Source organism: Pseudoalteromonas luteoviolacea (assembly GCF_000814765.1).
Taxonomy (GTDB): domain Bacteria; phylum Pseudomonadota; class Gammaproteobacteria; order Enterobacterales; family Alteromonadaceae; genus Pseudoalteromonas; species Pseudoalteromonas luteoviolacea_H.
This window is the reverse complement of the sequence record NZ_JWIC01000004.1, coordinates 596,642-612,422: the sequence shown is the minus strand read 5'-3', so window position 1 is coordinate 612,422 and position 15,781 is coordinate 596,642. Positions and strand designations below refer to the sequence as shown.

Below are 15,781 nucleotides of genomic sequence, written 5' to 3'. Positions count from 1 at the left end.
GATTCCTCTTTTCCCAAAGTGGTGAGTGTTTTTATTTCTGCTTAATTCGCATTGCTATGCAACCGCATTAGTGTGTCTCAGTCGCATAGCAATACACTAGGTATTAAAACAAAAAAGCCGTGCACTCGTGCACGGCTTTTTCTTTTATGAGTTTTCTTTTTGGTAGCTAAATGCCGCACCAACAAACCCTTCAAATAATGGGTGTCCATCACGCGGGGTAGAGGTAAACTCAGGGTGGAATTGAGCCGCAATAAACCAAGGGTGATCTTTGTTCTCAATGATCTCCACCAGCTTTTTATCCTCTGATAAGCCAGTGAATGCCAAACCAGCTTGCTCAAGTTTCTCAACAAAGTTGTTGTTCACTTCGTAGCGGTGACGGTGACGTTCAGTGATTTCTGCATTGCCGTATACTTCTCGAACCTTTGAACCTTCAGCTAAGTGACAAAGCTGCGCACCAAGGCGCATTGTACCACCTAAATCAGACTGCTCTGTACGCGTTTCAACATTGCCGTCTGCATCAAGCCACTCAGTGATCAAACCAACAACTGGGTTAGGTGTATTAGCATCAAACTCTGTTGAGTTTGCGTTTTCAAGCCCTGCAACATTACGTGCATACTCGATAAGCGCAACTTGCATACCCAAGCAAATGCCTAAATATGGTACTTTGTTTTCACGCGCATATTTAGCAGCGAGGATCTTACCTTCAACACCACGGTTACCAAATCCACCAGGAACAAGGATCGCATCAAGGTGATCAAGAAGTTCAGTGCCTTTGCTTTCGATATCCTGAGAATCAACGTATTCGATATTTACCGTAACGCGGTTTTTCAAACCAGCATGCTTTAACGCTTCGTTCACTGATTTGTATGCATCAGGCAGTTCAATATATTTACCAACCATACCAATCGTCACTTCACCCGTAGGGTTAGACTCTTGATACAGTACCTGCTCCCACTCAGATAAGTCAGCTTCAGGGCACTCTAGGTAGAAACGGCGACAAACTAGGTTGTCTAGCTCTTGTGATTTAAGTAACGCAGGGATCTTATAGATGCTATCTACGTCTTGTAGAGAGATAACCGCTTTTTCTTCTACGTTAGTGAAAAGCGCAATTTTTGCTCTTTCATTTGCAGGCAGCTTACAGTTTGAACGACAAACAAGAATATCTGGCTGGATACCGATTGAACGTAATTCTTTAACTGAATGCTGAGTCGGTTTAGTTTTCACTTCACCTGCAGCACCAAGGAAAGGTACTAATGTTAGGTGCATAAACAAAGCGTGCTCACGGCCAAGCTCTGTGCCTAACTGACGAATTGCTTCAAGGAATGGCTGTGATTCAATATCACCAACCGTACCACCGATCTCTACGATTGCAATGTCGTAGCCTTCAGCGCCTTCAACAACGCGACGCTTAATGTCATTGGTGATATGAGGAATAACTTGGATTGTTGCACCTAGGTATTCACCCTTACGCTCACGGCGTAACACGTCTTCGAATACACGACCTTGCGTAAAGTTATTACGACTCGTCATTTTGGTGCGAATAAAACGCTCATAGTGACCAAGGTCTAGGTCTGTTTCCGCCCCGTCTTCGGTTACGAAAACTTCACCATGCTGAATTGGGCTCATTGTGCCCGGGTCAACATTGATATAAGGATCCAGCTTAAGAATAGTCACGTTAAGGCCACGTGCCTCTAAAATCGCAGCTAATGAAGCAGCTGCAATACCTTTACCCAAGGAGGAAACAACTCCGCCCGTTACGAAGATAAATTTTGTACTCATGCGAACCCTAGAATATCAAGGAAAATGGAATTTAAATAAGAATCAAGACGGGGCGATAGTATAGCAAAAACGTGATTAGCAATCCAGCAAAAATTGTCTACTCAAGCAGCGGATTTACTTTGCTCGCTTTTTTATCAGCTCCCAAGCCTCATCCATTTGTGCAAGGCTTGCGTCTTCTAAGGTTAAGTTTTGTTTAGCCAAAACCCCTTCAATTTGTACAAAGCGATTGCTAAATTTTCGTGTCGCTTGACGTAACAGTTGTTCAGGGTCGCGTTTCGTATGACGAATGACATTCACCGTTGCAAACAATAGATCACCCAACTCTTCTGCACTGTGCTCAGAATAGGGGTCATGTGCCAAGGCTTCTTTCACTTCATCAACCTCTTCTTCAACCTTGTCTAACGCACCATGATAGTCTGGCCAGTCAAACCCTAATGACGCCGCACGCTTTTGAATTTTTTTAGCGCGAGTGAGTGCTGGCAGACCTTGGATCACATCGGCACCAAATTCGGGCTTTTCTTTGCGCTCTGCCTGTTTAATCGCTTCCCACTGTGCATCTAGTTCCTGCTCTGTCAATGTCGTTTTTTTATCGAAGACATGGGGGTGACGTCTAACCAGTTTGTCATTCAGCCCAGCGACAATGGACTCAAAATCAAATAGCCCTGCTTCTTTACCGAGTTGAGCATAAAAGATTACTTGAAATAGCAAATCTCCCAGCTCATCTTTAAGCGCTATATAATCTTGCTGCTCAATGGCATCAGCTACTTCATGCGCCTCTTCAAGCGTATGAGGCACAATCGAGCTAAAGTCTTGCTGCTTATCCCAATCACACCCTCTCTGTGGGTCGCGAAGTGTGGCCATGATCTCTAGCAGTCGATGTATATTTTCACTCATTACTTATTCTCAATGTTGTCGCTTCGCTTCAAACACACCTTCGGTTTGCAGCAGTTTAGTCAGTAATCGGTTCGTCGCGGACAAATCGCCTACTTCAATTTTCATTGTGAAAATGGCAACCCCTTTTTCATGCTGCGTTTGCACATTCATATTAAGCACATTGACTTTTTCATTGGCTAAAATGGCACTGATATCACGAATAAGGCCTTGTCTGTCATTGGCTTCGATACGGATGGTTATCTCATAAAATGATTGCACATCTTCTGACCAACTCACGGCAATTTCTCGTTCAGGATGCTGCTGCGTAATGTGTGCAAAAGAATCACAATCAGCACGGTGTACCGCGATACCTCGGCCTTGCGTAATATAGCCCACTATCTCATCGCCAGGCACAGGCTGACAACATTTGGCAACATGACTGAGCAAGCTGCCCACACCTTCAACCACAATCCCGTTTTTATCACCTTTGTGCTTTTTACGCGTACTAAGCTTTAACTTAGGTTCAACCTCTGGCTTATCCTGAATAAAGTTTAAGAATTGATTGATACGGACATCACCGGCACCAATCGCCACCATCAAGTCATCTAACTCTTTAAAATTAAAGCGCTCAATGGCTGGCTCTAATTCTTTGTAACTGATATCTAGTTTTTGTAAGTGACTATCTAAAATCTCCTTACCCGCTTGCAGATTTTTATCTCTGTCTTGCTGTTTAAACCAGTGATGAATTTTGCTACGGGCCCGCGAAGAGTATATATAGCCCAAAGATGGGTTTAGCCAATCACGACTTGGAGATGGATTCTTCTGCGTTAAAATTTCTATTTGATCGCCTGTCGACAGCTTATACGTAAACGGAACTATCTTGCCAAACACCTTGGCACCAATGCATCGATGACCCACATTCGAATGGATATAATAAGCAAAGTCCAGCGGTGTCGACCCCAAAGGCAAATCAAAAATATCTCCGCGCGGTGTAAATACATAAACGCGATCTTCCACGACTTGATTTTTGAGTTCCTCGGCAAACTCGCTGCCATCGACCACTTCTTCTTGCCATTGCAGTAGTTTTCTTAGCCAACTAATTTTCTGCTCATAGCCAGAACCGCGCCCAGGTAATGCTCCTTCTTTATACATCCAGTGTGCCGCGACCCCCATCTCTGCATCTTTATGCATATCATGCGTGCGGATCTGGATTTCGACTGTCTTGCCTTCAGGTCCAAATACAACAGTGTGTATAGACTGATAGCCATTGGGTTTAGGCGTAGCGACATAATCATCGAACTCTTTATTCAGATGGCGCCAGTTGGTATGCACAATACCCAATGCCGCGTAACAATCTTGCAATTGGTCAACCACAATACGCATAGCGCGGATATCAAATAACTGCTCAAACTCATAATTTTTTTGAGACATCTTTTTGTAAATACTAAAGATGTGTTTTGGGCGACCATACACTTCAGCTTTTACATTGGCATCAGCCAGCTTTTGCTGCACAGCTGAGACCATGTCGCTCATATACGCTTCTCGTGCAAGGCGTTTATCAGCCAGCTTTTTAGCAATGGTTTTATAGCTGTCAGGGTGTAGATAACGAAACGAGAGATCTTCAAGCTCCCACTTTAGTTGGCCAATACCCAGACGATTCGCCAGCGGGGCAAAAATATTGGCGGTTGTTTTTGCTGCAACTACACGCTCTTCTTCAGACGCGTCTTTCACACTTCGGAGATAGCAGATCTGCTCCGCAAGCTTGATCACCACCGCGCGCACATCTTCTACCATCGCCAATAGCATGCGACGAATTTTATCAATTTGGACATTGCCTTTGCTCTGATGAGCCAAGGTGCTGATTGACGCCATTTGCTCAACGCCTTTGAGCAACAAAGCGATGTTTTCGCCAAGCGCTTTTTCAACCGCTTCAATATCAAGTTGCTGAGCAAGAAAATAAGGGGTCAAAAAGGCCCCAGCGAGGGATTCTGAGTCAAAATTCAGCTCAGCCAAGATCTCTACCATCTCGATGGCTTTTTCTAACAGATCTTCATTGGTTTCTGCGGGGCACAAAGCATATGCCTCACTGAGTCGATCGGTTTTATCCTCTGACAATTTTAATAACGCTAATCGCGCATCAAAATCTGCTGGCAGAGTGGTATGGTGAGATTGGCGAGTCGCTACCATTATTTGACTACCTCCTTTGGAACAACGCCATTGTTTCTATATGTCCTGTATGAGGAAACATATCCATCAGTGCAACTTTGCTTACAGTAAATCCAGCTTGCACTAATAGCGCGCTATCTCGTGCCAAGGTGACAGGATCGCATGACACATAGAGCACTTTGCTAAATTGCTGCAGTGACATTTGCTTTAATACTTCATACGCTCCGGTGCGAGAAGGGTCTAGTACCAATGTATCTAAGCCTTTGTTAAACCACTGGGCTGAAGCCATTTCTTGCGTCAAGTCAAACTGGAAAAACTGTGCATTGTCGATTCCATTAGTGTGCGCATTTTGCGTCGCCATTGCAACCGAAGAAGCAACCCCTTCCACACCAATAACTTGCTTTGCATGTTTTGCGAACAATAATGAAAAATTACCAATGCCACAAAACAGATCGAGGACCTTTTCCTGCCCTGTTAACTCAAGCCAATTCAGCGCTTGATCTAGCATGGCTGAGTTAACTGCAGCATTAACTTGGATAAAGTTATTCAGCCTAAACTGAAATTCCGTGCCACCAACTTGATACTCTGGTAAGACAGAATAATATGGCTCTTCATTGCCATCATCCCAAATGACTCGCCACCCTCTTTGCTCAAACTGAGTACGTACGCCTTGTTTTACTTCATCGTCAATCACTTTGGTATGACGCAAAAGAATATACGGGGCGTTGTCAGCTTCACATAATTGAACATGACTGACACTTCTTAGTTGTGTGTGGCTATTTAATATTTTTCTCAAATCGATAAAAACGGATTGATATACCTGACTTAACACGCCACACTCGACCACATCGACCAATTTTTTTGATTTTGCTGCGCGAAAGCCCAAGTTCAGCAATTTCTCTTTTTTATCAAAGTAAGTCGCAATACGCGCAGCTCGACGATAGTGTTTACCGTTACTTTCTATTGGGTGTGCCCATGGTAATGTGTCGGTGCCCGAAAACTTAGCAAACAACTTTTCAACTGCTAATTGCTTATGTCCAAGCTGCGCTGGCTTCTCTAAGTGTTGCAATGAACAACCACCACATTGCTGATAGTGAGGACAAAATGCATCTACGCGCTGTGCACTTGCTATGAGCACTTTTTCAACTGTCCCCTCAAATAGCTTTGCTTTTTGTTGAGATACACGTACTTTCACGCGCTCACCCGGTAGCGCCCCCTCAATAAAACCAACTTTGCCATTGTGCTTCGTAACACCTCGCCCTTGGTGATCAAGCGACTCAATTTCTACTTCAATCACCTGACCCTTGCCAGATGTTTTTTTAGCACGAAAAATTTGTGCCATGTACCGCCCCTTATACATTGCTAAACACCTATGAACTCGCTACTCTAGAGTTCATAATTATCAAAGTTTTATATCGCTCAATATGTCTAAATTAAGCTTACGCGATAGCGTTTTATTGCTTACCCTGATCCCGACGGTGTTAATCGGTTTAATACTTGGTGGATATTTTACTATAAATCGCTACGTAGAGCTTGAACAAATCCTAAAACAGCAAGGTACCAGTATTGCTAACTCACTGGCCATGACCGTTGAGCAACCACTCGATTCTAAAGATAAAGCCAAGCTACACAGTATTATTACCAAAGCCCATAACCAACATGCTGCTCTAGTCAACAGTATTGCGGTTTTTGATTTGCACAACCAGCTGATTATGACGAGTAATTACCACAGTGAATTTAATGATTTACACTATCGTGGAAACGTAGCCGCACTACATGCTACCGAAGCGCAGAAGCTACGTAACAACTACATCATTTTTGCACCGGTTAAACACTATGGAATTGGAGAAACATGGACGGACGCCCATGCCCAAACAATTGCCGTTTTAATGGTGGAGATAAGTCAAGATCAAGCCATCATTGGCCAACAAAAGGCCTTGCTATTAAGCGGTACAATCATTCTTGCCGCATTGTTTTTAAGTATCTTTCTCTCAACCCGTCTAAGCCGGACTTTTTCTACTCCGCTTTCTCAATTGCAACTGGCGACTGACAAGCTCATCGAAGGTAAAACTGACATTGGCGTCAATGAGCAAATGCAAGGCGAGTTTGATATGATGCGCCAAGGCTTAATCACTATCAGTGAAAAAATGGTCGGACAGAGAGATGAAATGCAAAAGCACATCGATCAAGCCACCAGCGACTACCGAGAAACTTTAGAGCAGTACGAAACGCAGAATATTCAGCTGAATATTGCAAAAAAAGAAGCCCAAGTTGCCAACCGTGTTAAATCTGATTTCTTGGCTAAGATGAGTCATGAACTCAGAACACCACTCAACGGAGTCATTGGATTTACCCGACAGCTTTACAAAACGCCTTTAAACAAACACCAAAAAGATTACTTAGATACCATAGAGCTTTCAGCAAATAGTCTACTTACCATCATCAGTGATATTCTTGATTTCTCAAAATTAGAAGCGGGTGCCATGGAGCTGGAGAATATACAGTTCCAACTGCGCGATGCGGTGAATGAAGTCATGACTTTACTTGCCCCTAGCGCATATGAAAAACAGCTAGAATTGTCCATTGCTGTCAACCGGCAAGTGCCTGACAACCTAGTCGGAGATCCAACGCGCTTTAAACAAGTACTGATTAACTTGATTAGTAATGCCATTAAATTTACTGAAAAAGGCTCGGTTAAGGTTGATATCAGCCACCGCTTAAAAGGTGACTCTCAAACTTCATTATTGGTCTCTGTCAGTGACACTGGCTTGGGGATAGCGCAAGAAAAGCAGGACACGTTATTTACTCCTTTTGCACAAGCCGATACCAGTATCACACGCAAGTTTGGAGGAACCGGGCTCGGTCTCATCATCACCAAACATATTGTTGAAGTCATGCAAGGCAGGATCACATTAAACTCGGCACTTGGCAGCGGCTCTTGCTTTACATTTAATGCCATATTTAATTTGCCAAATCGACTCTTTAATGATGATTTGCCTTGCAAACCACTCGAAAACAAGCGTGTACTTTATTTCGAGCCTCAAGAGCACACACGTAATGCAGTCATCGCGCAAATTGAAACCTGGCATATGCAAGTAACTGTATGTGACAGCGATGAAGCCTTTTATAACGCACTGGCGCAAGAGTTTAGTTATGACATTTGCCTGGTCGGTAATATGGCAACCGTTGATGATATGCAAACGGTGAAAGGCTATATTAGCCAAGCGCGAGAGAAAGCCGATTACTTATACCTGATGGTCAACACCATCTCCCACAACATGCGGGAATCATTAATTGGTAGCGGTGCTGATGCATGTATTAGCAAGCCACTCCATCACAGGAAACTCTGTGAAATGCTTGCGGCGCCCTATCGCTTGGATCACCCAGATCTTTCCATCGAAACAGACAGCGCCACCCACTTACCGCTTAAAGTACTCATTGCAGACGACAATGACGCTAACTTAAAGTTGCTCTATACTTTGTTAGAAGAGCAAGTTGAAACCATTGAAACTGCCCACAACGGTGCGCAGGCCGTTGGACTTTGCAAAACACATAAATATGACTTGATATTTATGGATATTCAGATGCCAATTATGGACGGCATAACAGCCTGTATAAGTATTAAAGAGTCATCGATGAATGATGATACCCCCATTATTGCTGTCACTGCCCACGCACTCGCAGGAGAAAAAGAGCAGTTGGTCAAAGATGGGTTTAGCGGATATATGACCAAGCCCATTGATGAAGATATGCTCAAACAGATCATCTGTGATCACAGTGCAACCTCACCTGTCGAGCGAGCGCAAAAAGAAGAACAGATGGTCAGCAGTGTAGCGCCTTTTGAAAGTCACTTGCTAGATTGGAACCTGGCTTTGCAGCGCTCTGGTAATAAACCTCATTTAGCACTCGAAATGCTCAATATGTTGTTACAGAGTGTGCCTGAAACCATAGAGCACCTCAATGAGGCCAGTGAACAAGAAGATCCTGAATTATTATTAAAGGTAATTCACAAATTTCACGGCGCATGTTGCTACACGGGCGTACCTAAGTTAAAAGCTTTAGCGGAAACCATCGAAACGGCGTTAAAACAAGACAAGGGTTTTGACTATGTTGAACCCGAGGTTTTAGATCTCATTGATGAACTCACTAACCTCAATAACGATGCTGAAATTACCGCCACATCTAGCTTGTAATGCATCACGCGGTAGGAAATTGCGCGGTTAATTTCCTACAAGCAATAAAAAAGGCGCACATGGCGCCCTTAACATTCCGAAATAAAATCTTATAGTGCTGCAAAAACTTCGTCTGTTTTTGCTGCACAAATAAAGTCATTCTTGTGAAGACCTTTAATTGAATGACTCCACCAAGTTACTGTTACTTTACCCCATTCAGTTAATAAACCAGGATGGTGGCCTTCATCTTCTGCCATATCACCTACTTTATTTGTGAACTCTAGTGCTAGTTTGAAGTTTTTAAACTTATACACTCTTTCTAGTTGCATGATACCGTCGCGTACTTCAGGTACCCAATCAGGGATCTGCTTAATCAGTACTGCTAACTCTTCATCTGACACTTTTGGCGCATCCGCACGACACGCTTCACATTTTTGTGCACTTAAATCAGACATGGGGGGTTCCTTAACTTGCTAATTTATTTTTAGGTGGAAATTTTGGCTCAAACAGCCCTAATTCTTTTGCTTTCTCAACTAAAGCCATGATATCCATCTGTGAAATATCAAATAGATCATCTATCGAATTAATGGTGTAGTATAAAGGCTGCATGATATCAATACGATATGGTGTACGTAGTACATCTAAAACTTCAAGTTTATTGATCTCAGGTGTATCAGAATACACATATTGAGTTTCGCCAGGACTTGATAAAATACCGCCGCCGTAAATACGCAAACCATTGTCAGTTTGCATCAAACCAAACTCGACTGTAAACCAGTACAAACGAGCAAGATAAACGCGATCTTTTTTCTCTGCTGCGTAACCCAACTTGCCATATTTGTGTGTAAACTCAGCAAATGCAGAGTTTGTTAACATGGCACAGTGACCAAATATTTCATGGAAAATATCAGGTTCTTGAAGGTAATCAAACTCTTCACGAGATCGAATAAACGTGGCTACTGGGAATTGTTTATTGGCAAGCAATCTAAAGAATTCATCAAAGTCGATCAGTGCTGGTACGGGGGCCACTTGCCAACCAGTTTCTCTTTCAAGTACAGCGTTAATTTCATGTAGTTGAGGAATGCGGTCATGAGGTAGGTTGATCTTCTTTAGACCTTCCATATATTCATCACACGCTTTTCCCTCAATGCATTTAAGCTGTCTTGCAACTAGCTCAGACCAAATTTTATTCTCTTCTTCACTCCACTCAATGACGCCTTGCTCATTAGGCTGCTTGGAAGTGTATTTACTAGATTTAGCCATAGTAACCTTCTTTATCTCGATCTCCACTTCTTGTGGTGGAGCATTCAAACCTGTTATTTCGATACTAAGTAAAAGTGAGCAAAATATTAATAGGTAGGCCCAAAATGGCCCACCTACAGAACTCTAAAATCGTAAATTAAAAATTACACAATTGAACACAAAATAATACACCCCTTACTTTATAGGCATTACAAGCAACACCACCGTAAACTTTTATATACGATCAAATGCACTTTTTAGGTCCAAGATGATATCTTCAACCGCTTCAAGACCAACAGAGATACGAATGAGCCCATCAGAGATCCCTGCAGCTAAACGCTCTTCTTGGGTATAAGGTGAATGCGTCATCGATGCAGGGTGCTGAATTAACGTTTCAGGATCACCAAGACTAACCGCTAAGGTACATAGTGAAGTGGCATTAATAAAAGCTTCACCATCAGCCAGTGTACCTTTAATTTCAAAGGCGATTACACCACCTGCGCCTTTCATTTGCTCACCTAAGTATTTATGTCCAGGATGAGATGCCAACCCAGGGTAATAGACTCTCTCTACTTTTGCGTGGTCTTCTAAGAACTCCGCAACTTTTTGAGCACTTTGACAGTGACGCTCTATGCGAACATGCAGCGTTTTTAAACCGCGATTGATCAACCAAGCATCATGTGGGCTTATCGTCGCTCCAATGTCCTTCAATACTGTTAACTTGATGGTTTCAATATGCTCTTTACTACCACATACGATCCCCGCAACAACGTCACCATGACCATTTAAATATTTAGTGGCGCTGTGGATCACAATATCAATGCCATAACGATTTGGCTTTTGCAGCAAAGGCGTCATAAAGGTATTGTCAACCACGCTAATTAAATTATGCCTTTTCGCAAACTGGCCCAACATAGCTAAATCCAATACTGTCATATTTGGATTTATCGGTGTTTCTGCAAATAACATTTTACTATTTGGCTGAATGGCATTTGCGAGCGCTGCTTCATCTGTCATATCGACAAAACTGACCTCAATGCCAAATTTAGGTAGCATATGTGCAAATAATGCAAAACTACATCCATACAACGCACTCGAGGCAATTAAATGATCACCGTGCTGTAAAAAACTGAGCACCGATGCAGACACGGCCCCCATTCCCGTGGCTGTTGCTGCCGCATCTTCCATTTCTTCTAATTGTGCGAGCTTTTCTTCAAGCTCTCGCGTTGTTGGATTACCAAGGCGCGTATAAATGTAACCCGCTTCTTCTCCTGCAAATCGTGCAGCCCCCTGCGCTGTACTTTCAAATTTAAATGTTGATGTTTGGTACAAAGGTGCTGTTAATGCACCATGTGGATCATTTGCGTGGTGTGGACCGTGTATACAGTTGGTATAATCATGTAACTTCTTCATTGCTTGCCTGTTGTTATTATTCAAAATGTTTATATCTTATGTAATTAGATATTCCATGATGGATAAATGTACAAGCATGCTGGAAGTTCAGAAGTCTAAGTGAGAAAGATTAATCTGTTTAGCCTGTACACATATGTTGTCACTTAAACCGCAACCACCTATGCGCACCAGCTCAGTTAGTTTTGTTTAATTAATTGGTTTGTTAGTTTTTTTGCAAAATCAGATAAGAAGTTTGTTTTATTTTTCATACTCGGAATTGGCCTGCATAGCGCCATTGCTTTGTAACCCAGTCTGGCAGTAAAAACACCCGCGCTGAGTCCTTGAGCCGATCTGGCTGAGAGTTTACCAAGCAGTTCTGCACCTAAACTCGTCGCAGCAAGATCGCTGAGCAACTCAGATGCCCCCACAAACACGATTTGCTTGGCTAGCAACTTATATAATTTTATACGACTACGATAGCCCAATGTGATCCCATAATGCAGACTCAGCTTTTCAATCAAACTAACACCACGCCACAATACGGCTAGCATATCTGTAATGGCCATTGGACTAAGTGCCACCATCAGCGCCGATGTGGTTGCATAGTCAGCAATCATTTTTCTCGCTTGCTCATCTTGCGCTTGCAACACCGTCACTTCGTACAGTTGCAATATTTCCTGATCTGTATAATGACTCTTCACGCTTTGTTGAAACGTCGTAACCTCGCTTTTGGGCAACTTCGCTAGCACCGGCTTCAGCCAAGCCTGTGCCTCACCAATTTGATTACTATTTAACAGTCTCAATGCGTGTTCTCGACGCTGCTCTAATTGCTTTAATGTACGTAAAGCCTTCGCCTCTTTTAGCAGAAATTTACCACTCCAGGCAATCAATGAGGCCATAAAAAGTAAGTACACACTTGCTAGAATAACGTTTTGCTGAAAAGCACCATAAACGGTTAACGCCAGCTCTATAGGTATTAGAATCGCCAAACTAAACACCAAGCCATGTCGCCAACCAAGTTTTGATTTACTCGGTTGTACACTCTGTTCAACTGACTCATCACCTGAGAACGGTTCGAACGTTTGCTCTGTGCTCACAGGCACAGCATCACACTCTATACGCTCACCCAATCTTGGGCTTGTAGACAAATGCGCCTCGGGTTGTTCCGTTTCTATGCGCCTGCCTGCAAATCTTTTTTGTGAGTCCGTCATGTGAGCTTATCTCCAATCAAAAACTGTAAAGTGTGGTCTAAGCGAATATGTTCAAGCTGCCCTTGATGAGCTGGAAGTGGGTAAAAAGATAGAAAATTAAAGCCTTCCTGGGGCCATTGAGAAGCTGAAAGCACATGCTCTGGTGGCTCTGGTGGTAAATAGGTTATATATTCAGGCTCACTCAATGGTCGGCCATACACACAATGTAACGTCTTCCCCGACTCATTGACTTGTTTAGATTGGCAACTTTTCACCGATGAAATGGTCATCGTATCCACTGTCACGCCCGAAAATTTAAGCTCATTTTCTTGCTCACATAAAAGCTCATGTAACAGGCGTGTCAGGTTATCTTGTTCTGGTAAAGCTACAGCGTCACACTTATTGACCGCAAATAGTACTTTATCTATCTTAGGTTTAAACAATCGTTGTAATAGGCCGCTTTTACCATGTTGGAACATACCTACAGTCTCTTTTAACGCGAGTTTAGTCTGTGCAAGCGTCGCTGGCCCATCATTTAACGCTCCCAAAATATCAACCAATACTAATTGTCGGTCAAATGCGCAAAAATGATCTTTATAAAATGGCATGATCACCTGCTTTTTATAAGCTTCAAAGCGGTTTTCCAATTGCTTATATTGACTCTCATCATGGTACTGACCATGTGTCAATAAAGGAAAAAACTGAATAATGGGCGCGCCAGCTAAATCACCAGGGATCAACATTCTGCCAGGTTGCAACTGAGCGACTTTTGTGTGTGTTTTAAGTTGAATAAGGGTGCTTTGATAAAGTGCTGAGAGCTCGTCTAATTCAGCCATATTAATCGCAACGCTGGCATCAAACTGATTGAGTGCTGATAAAAACGCCGCACAATATGTGTCATAGCCGGGAGTAGATAATATATCTAGTTGTGCTCTACTCCACTGCTCATATGTCATATTTAATAGCGGTAGATCCATCAACCACTCACCAGGATAGTCAATCAACTCTAGATGTAAGGTATGGTCGTTTGCAATATGTTGACGCAGACCACTGCGGCTTTGAAACTTGAGAGCTAACGTCAGTGTGTTAATTCGTTCTGTCGAAGGTGGCCAACTAGGTGGTGTCTGCATGAGATGTGCGGACGCTGTGGTGTAATCAAATGTGGGGATATCGAGCGCTTTTTGTGGCACCTGTTTACAAGCAATAAGGCGCTGCTCTCTGATCACATCAAAAAATGGCAGGTTCTGACTGTTTGCCTGAGTTGTCAGGTGTTTAACCAAGGCAGTAATAAAAGCGGTTTTACCGCTGCCACTAAACCCAGTAACGGCTAATTTAACATGTTGATCTAATGAGCGCTGTAATGTTTTTTGCGCTTTACTTTGCAGTTTTTCAAGTGCCTTATGAGTAACACGTTTCACGCTCATACTAATTACAAATCCCTATCGTTTAAGTGGCGTGGCGACTATTCGCCACGTACCATTACAACTTATTTATTTCCCTTTTGACCGTAAATTCAGGTGACGTCACATACTGCTCCATTGACTGAATGCGGCCATCTAGCTTACCCAACCTATCTTTCAAATCAAACAAAGCTTGGCGTGGCGGCTCACCTTTTTGCCATACTTTAAATTTCACTGAGACAGGATCCGTTTCATAACTATTGGCAGTGTTTTCCAGCTCTGGCGCCTTGCGGTCTAAAATAAACCAGCAGGCAATATAAATAACGACAAATAGAGGACCACCCGATAACAAGACCGCTGTTACAAAGAGAATACGTACCAGCCAAAGTTCCATGTTAAAATAATCACTAAGACCTGCACATACACCCGCTAACTTGCCTCGTTTTGGGTCGCGATATAACTCTCTGCGTTTGTGACTCATACTTTGCGCCTCCAATCTGGTGATTCTTGATCTAACAGCGCCTCCAATGTTTCAACGCGCTCTGCCATCTTTTCTGCTTTATTTGCCAACTCGATAAGCTGGCGATGTTCATGCTCACTTAGCCCCTGACTCACCTGTTTTTTACTTTTGTAATGAAGAATGAGCCACAGCGGAGCCACCACGAGCATAAAAAGAATAATTGGGGCTACTAGTATCTCTGCGTCAAACATAATCTTCTCCTGTTTATTTAGTCTTGGCAGCGTATTTGTGTATTGCACCTACTGTAACAGTAGGTGCCATTATGTTCACTTATTTGCAAGTTTCTTTTTTAAAGCTTCAAGCTCATCATCTACTTTTTCATTTTTTTGTAGATCTGCAATTTCATCTGCTAACGATTTTTTACCCAAGTCATATGACTCGACCTGCGCTTCCAAACCATCAATTTTATTTTCGTAGCGCTCAAAACGATTCAATGCATCTTCAACTTTCGTGCTGTCTAATGCCTTTTTAACATCTAAGCGAGACTCTGCTGAGCGTTGACGTAGCACAATCGCTTGCTGTCGTGCTTTCGCATCAGCTAGCTTCTCTTGCAGTGTGGTCACTTCTTGCTGTAATTTCTCGATGTGTGACTCGACATGACTAAGTTCTTCAGCAACGCTTTGTGCTGCATCCGACGCCTTTTGTTTTTCAAGTAACGCCGCTCTTGCAAGATCTTCGCGCTCTTTTGTCAGTGCTAATTCCGCTTTTTCCTGCCAGTCATTGGCTTGACCATTTAATTGCTCAACGCGTCTTTCTAGCTCTTTCTTCTCAGCGAGTGTCTTTGCAGAAGTAGAGCGCACTTCTACTAACGTGTCTTCCATTTCTTGGATGATCAGTTTAACCATTTTTTCTGGATCTTCCGCTTTATCCAAGATTGCATTAATATTAGAATTTACGATGTCAGCAAAACGTGAAAAAATTCCCATAATCTTTTACCTCATTGGTTGTGAATTATATTGCTGATAAATATGTATCAATAAGCTTGCCAACTTTAAAAAGAAAAATAAACAATAAATTTCAACAACTTATAATTATAATAAAAAGCTA

At 42.7% G+C, this 15,781-nt stretch carries 13 protein-coding genes; 1 reads left to right on the top strand and 12 read right to left on the bottom strand.

Translation table 11 applies throughout. The features are described 5' to 3' along the window. Nucleotides 1-144: 144 nt before the first annotated feature. The 4 genes from JF50_RS05925 to rlmD all read right to left on the bottom strand — a co-directional run bounded on the left by JF50_RS05925 (nucleotide 145) and on the right by rlmD (nucleotide 6,160). Entirely contained in the window at nucleotides 145-1,779 is a 1,635-nt protein-coding gene (locus JF50_RS05925) for a CTP synthase (RefSeq protein WP_039608511.1), read from the bottom strand. A gap of 114 nt (nucleotides 1,780-1,893) precedes the next feature. Continuing rightward, nucleotides 1,894-2,673 carry a nucleoside triphosphate pyrophosphohydrolase gene (mazG, locus tag JF50_RS05920; protein ID WP_039608510.1) on the bottom strand — a complete coding sequence of 260 codons (780 nt, stop codon included), beginning with the start codon at nucleotides 2,671-2,673 and terminating at the stop codon, nucleotides 1,894-1,896. 9 nt (nucleotides 2,674-2,682) lie between these two features. Next, on the bottom strand, nucleotides 2,683-4,839 hold the full coding sequence (gene relA / locus JF50_RS05915; protein ID WP_039608509.1) for a GTP diphosphokinase: 2,157 nt from the start codon (nucleotides 4,837-4,839) through the stop codon (nucleotides 2,683-2,685). A gap of 7 nt (nucleotides 4,840-4,846) precedes the next feature. Next, nucleotides 4,847-6,160 carry a 23S rRNA (uracil(1939)-C(5))-methyltransferase RlmD gene (gene rlmD / locus JF50_RS05910; protein ID WP_039608508.1) on the bottom strand — a complete coding sequence of 438 codons (1,314 nt, stop codon included), beginning with the start codon at nucleotides 6,158-6,160 and terminating at the stop codon, nucleotides 4,847-4,849. An 82-nt stretch (nucleotides 6,161-6,242) separates the two neighbouring features. Between rlmD and barA the strand changes: the two genes are divergently transcribed. Continuing rightward, nucleotides 6,243-9,011: a two-component sensor histidine kinase BarA gene (gene barA, locus JF50_RS05905; protein ID WP_039608507.1), complete on the top strand. Its 2,769-nt coding sequence runs from the start codon at nucleotides 6,243-6,245 to the stop codon at nucleotides 9,009-9,011. An 89-nt stretch (nucleotides 9,012-9,100) separates the two neighbouring features. On the opposite strand, the gene JF50_RS05900 is transcribed toward barA, so the two are convergent. The 8 genes from JF50_RS05900 to pspA all read right to left on the bottom strand — a co-directional run bounded on the left by JF50_RS05900 (nucleotide 9,101) and on the right by pspA (nucleotide 15,660). Next, nucleotides 9,101-9,445 carry a 4a-hydroxytetrahydrobiopterin dehydratase gene (locus JF50_RS05900; RefSeq protein ID WP_039608506.1) on the bottom strand — a complete coding sequence of 115 codons (345 nt, stop codon included), beginning with the start codon at nucleotides 9,443-9,445 and terminating at the stop codon, nucleotides 9,101-9,103. A gap of 10 nt (nucleotides 9,446-9,455) precedes the next feature. Continuing rightward, on the bottom strand, nucleotides 9,456-10,253 hold the full coding sequence (gene phhA / locus JF50_RS05895; RefSeq protein WP_039608505.1) for a phenylalanine 4-monooxygenase: 798 nt from the start codon (nucleotides 10,251-10,253) through the stop codon (nucleotides 9,456-9,458). Nucleotides 10,254-10,466: 213 nt separating this feature from the next. Continuing rightward, the gene (locus tag JF50_RS05890; protein WP_039608504.1) at nucleotides 10,467-11,645 is read right to left on the bottom strand and encodes a trans-sulfuration enzyme family protein; all 1,179 of its coding nucleotides are present in this window, start codon (nucleotides 11,643-11,645) and stop codon (nucleotides 10,467-10,469) included. 176 nt (nucleotides 11,646-11,821) lie between these two features. Continuing rightward, nucleotides 11,822-12,835 (bottom strand): TIGR01620 family protein, encoded by a 1,014-nt coding sequence (locus JF50_RS05885; protein WP_039608503.1) that lies wholly within the window; start codon nucleotides 12,833-12,835, stop codon nucleotides 11,822-11,824. Beyond that, nucleotides 12,832-14,238 (bottom strand): YcjX family protein, encoded by a 1,407-nt coding sequence (locus tag JF50_RS05880; RefSeq protein WP_039608502.1) that lies wholly within the window; start codon nucleotides 14,236-14,238, stop codon nucleotides 12,832-12,834. Before JF50_RS05880 ends, JF50_RS05885 begins: the two co-directional genes overlap by 4 nt. 55 nt (nucleotides 14,239-14,293) lie before the next feature. Then, the gene (pspC, locus tag JF50_RS05875; RefSeq protein WP_039608501.1) at nucleotides 14,294-14,695 is read right to left on the bottom strand and encodes an envelope stress response membrane protein PspC; all 402 of its coding nucleotides are present in this window, start codon (nucleotides 14,693-14,695) and stop codon (nucleotides 14,294-14,296) included. After that, the gene (pspB, locus tag JF50_RS05870; protein WP_039608500.1) at nucleotides 14,692-14,925 is read right to left on the bottom strand and encodes an envelope stress response membrane protein PspB; all 234 of its coding nucleotides are present in this window, start codon (nucleotides 14,923-14,925) and stop codon (nucleotides 14,692-14,694) included. The genes pspC and pspB overlap by 4 nt, the downstream gene beginning before the upstream one ends. Nucleotides 14,926-15,000: 75 nt before the next feature. Then, a complete protein-coding gene (pspA, locus tag JF50_RS05865) occupies nucleotides 15,001-15,660 on the bottom strand; it encodes a phage shock protein PspA (RefSeq protein ID WP_023397153.1) in 660 nt (219 codons plus the stop codon). Nucleotides 15,661-15,781 lie beyond the last annotated feature (121 nt).

Excerpts from the sequence above, each read along its gene's own strand:
- JF50_RS05925 (WP_039608511.1), bottom strand. The coding sequence starts at position 1,779 with ATGAGTACAAAATTTATCTTCGTAACGGGCGGAGTTGTTTCCTCCTTG.
- mazG (WP_039608510.1), bottom strand. The coding sequence starts at position 2,673 with ATGAGTGAAAATATACATCGACTGCTAGAGATCATGGCCACACTTCGC.
- relA (WP_039608509.1), bottom strand. The coding sequence starts at position 4,839 with ATGGTAGCGACTCGCCAATCTCACCATACCACTCTGCCAGCAGATTTT.
- rlmD (WP_039608508.1), bottom strand. The coding sequence starts at position 6,160 with ATGGCACAAATTTTTCGTGCTAAAAAAACATCTGGCAAGGGTCAGGTG.
- barA (WP_039608507.1), top strand. The coding sequence starts at position 6,243 with ATGTCTAAATTAAGCTTACGCGATAGCGTTTTATTGCTTACCCTGATC.
- JF50_RS05900 (WP_039608506.1), bottom strand. The coding sequence starts at position 9,445 with ATGTCTGATTTAAGTGCACAAAAATGTGAAGCGTGTCGTGCGGATGCG.
- phhA (WP_039608505.1), bottom strand. The coding sequence starts at position 10,253 with ATGGCTAAATCTAGTAAATACACTTCCAAGCAGCCTAATGAGCAAGGC.
- JF50_RS05890 (WP_039608504.1), bottom strand. The coding sequence starts at position 11,645 with ATGAAGAAGTTACATGATTATACCAACTGTATACACGGTCCACACCAC.
- JF50_RS05885 (WP_039608503.1), bottom strand. The coding sequence starts at position 12,835 with ATGACGGACTCACAAAAAAGATTTGCAGGCAGGCGCATAGAAACGGAA.
- JF50_RS05880 (WP_039608502.1), bottom strand. The coding sequence starts at position 14,238 with ATGAGCGTGAAACGTGTTACTCATAAGGCACTTGAAAAACTGCAAAGT.
- pspC (WP_039608501.1), bottom strand. The coding sequence starts at position 14,695 with ATGAGTCACAAACGCAGAGAGTTATATCGCGACCCAAAACGAGGCAAG.
- pspB (WP_039608500.1), bottom strand. The coding sequence starts at position 14,925 with ATGTTTGACGCAGAGATACTAGTAGCCCCAATTATTCTTTTTATGCTC.
- pspA (WP_023397153.1), bottom strand. The coding sequence starts at position 15,660 with ATGGGAATTTTTTCACGTTTTGCTGACATCGTAAATTCTAATATTAAT.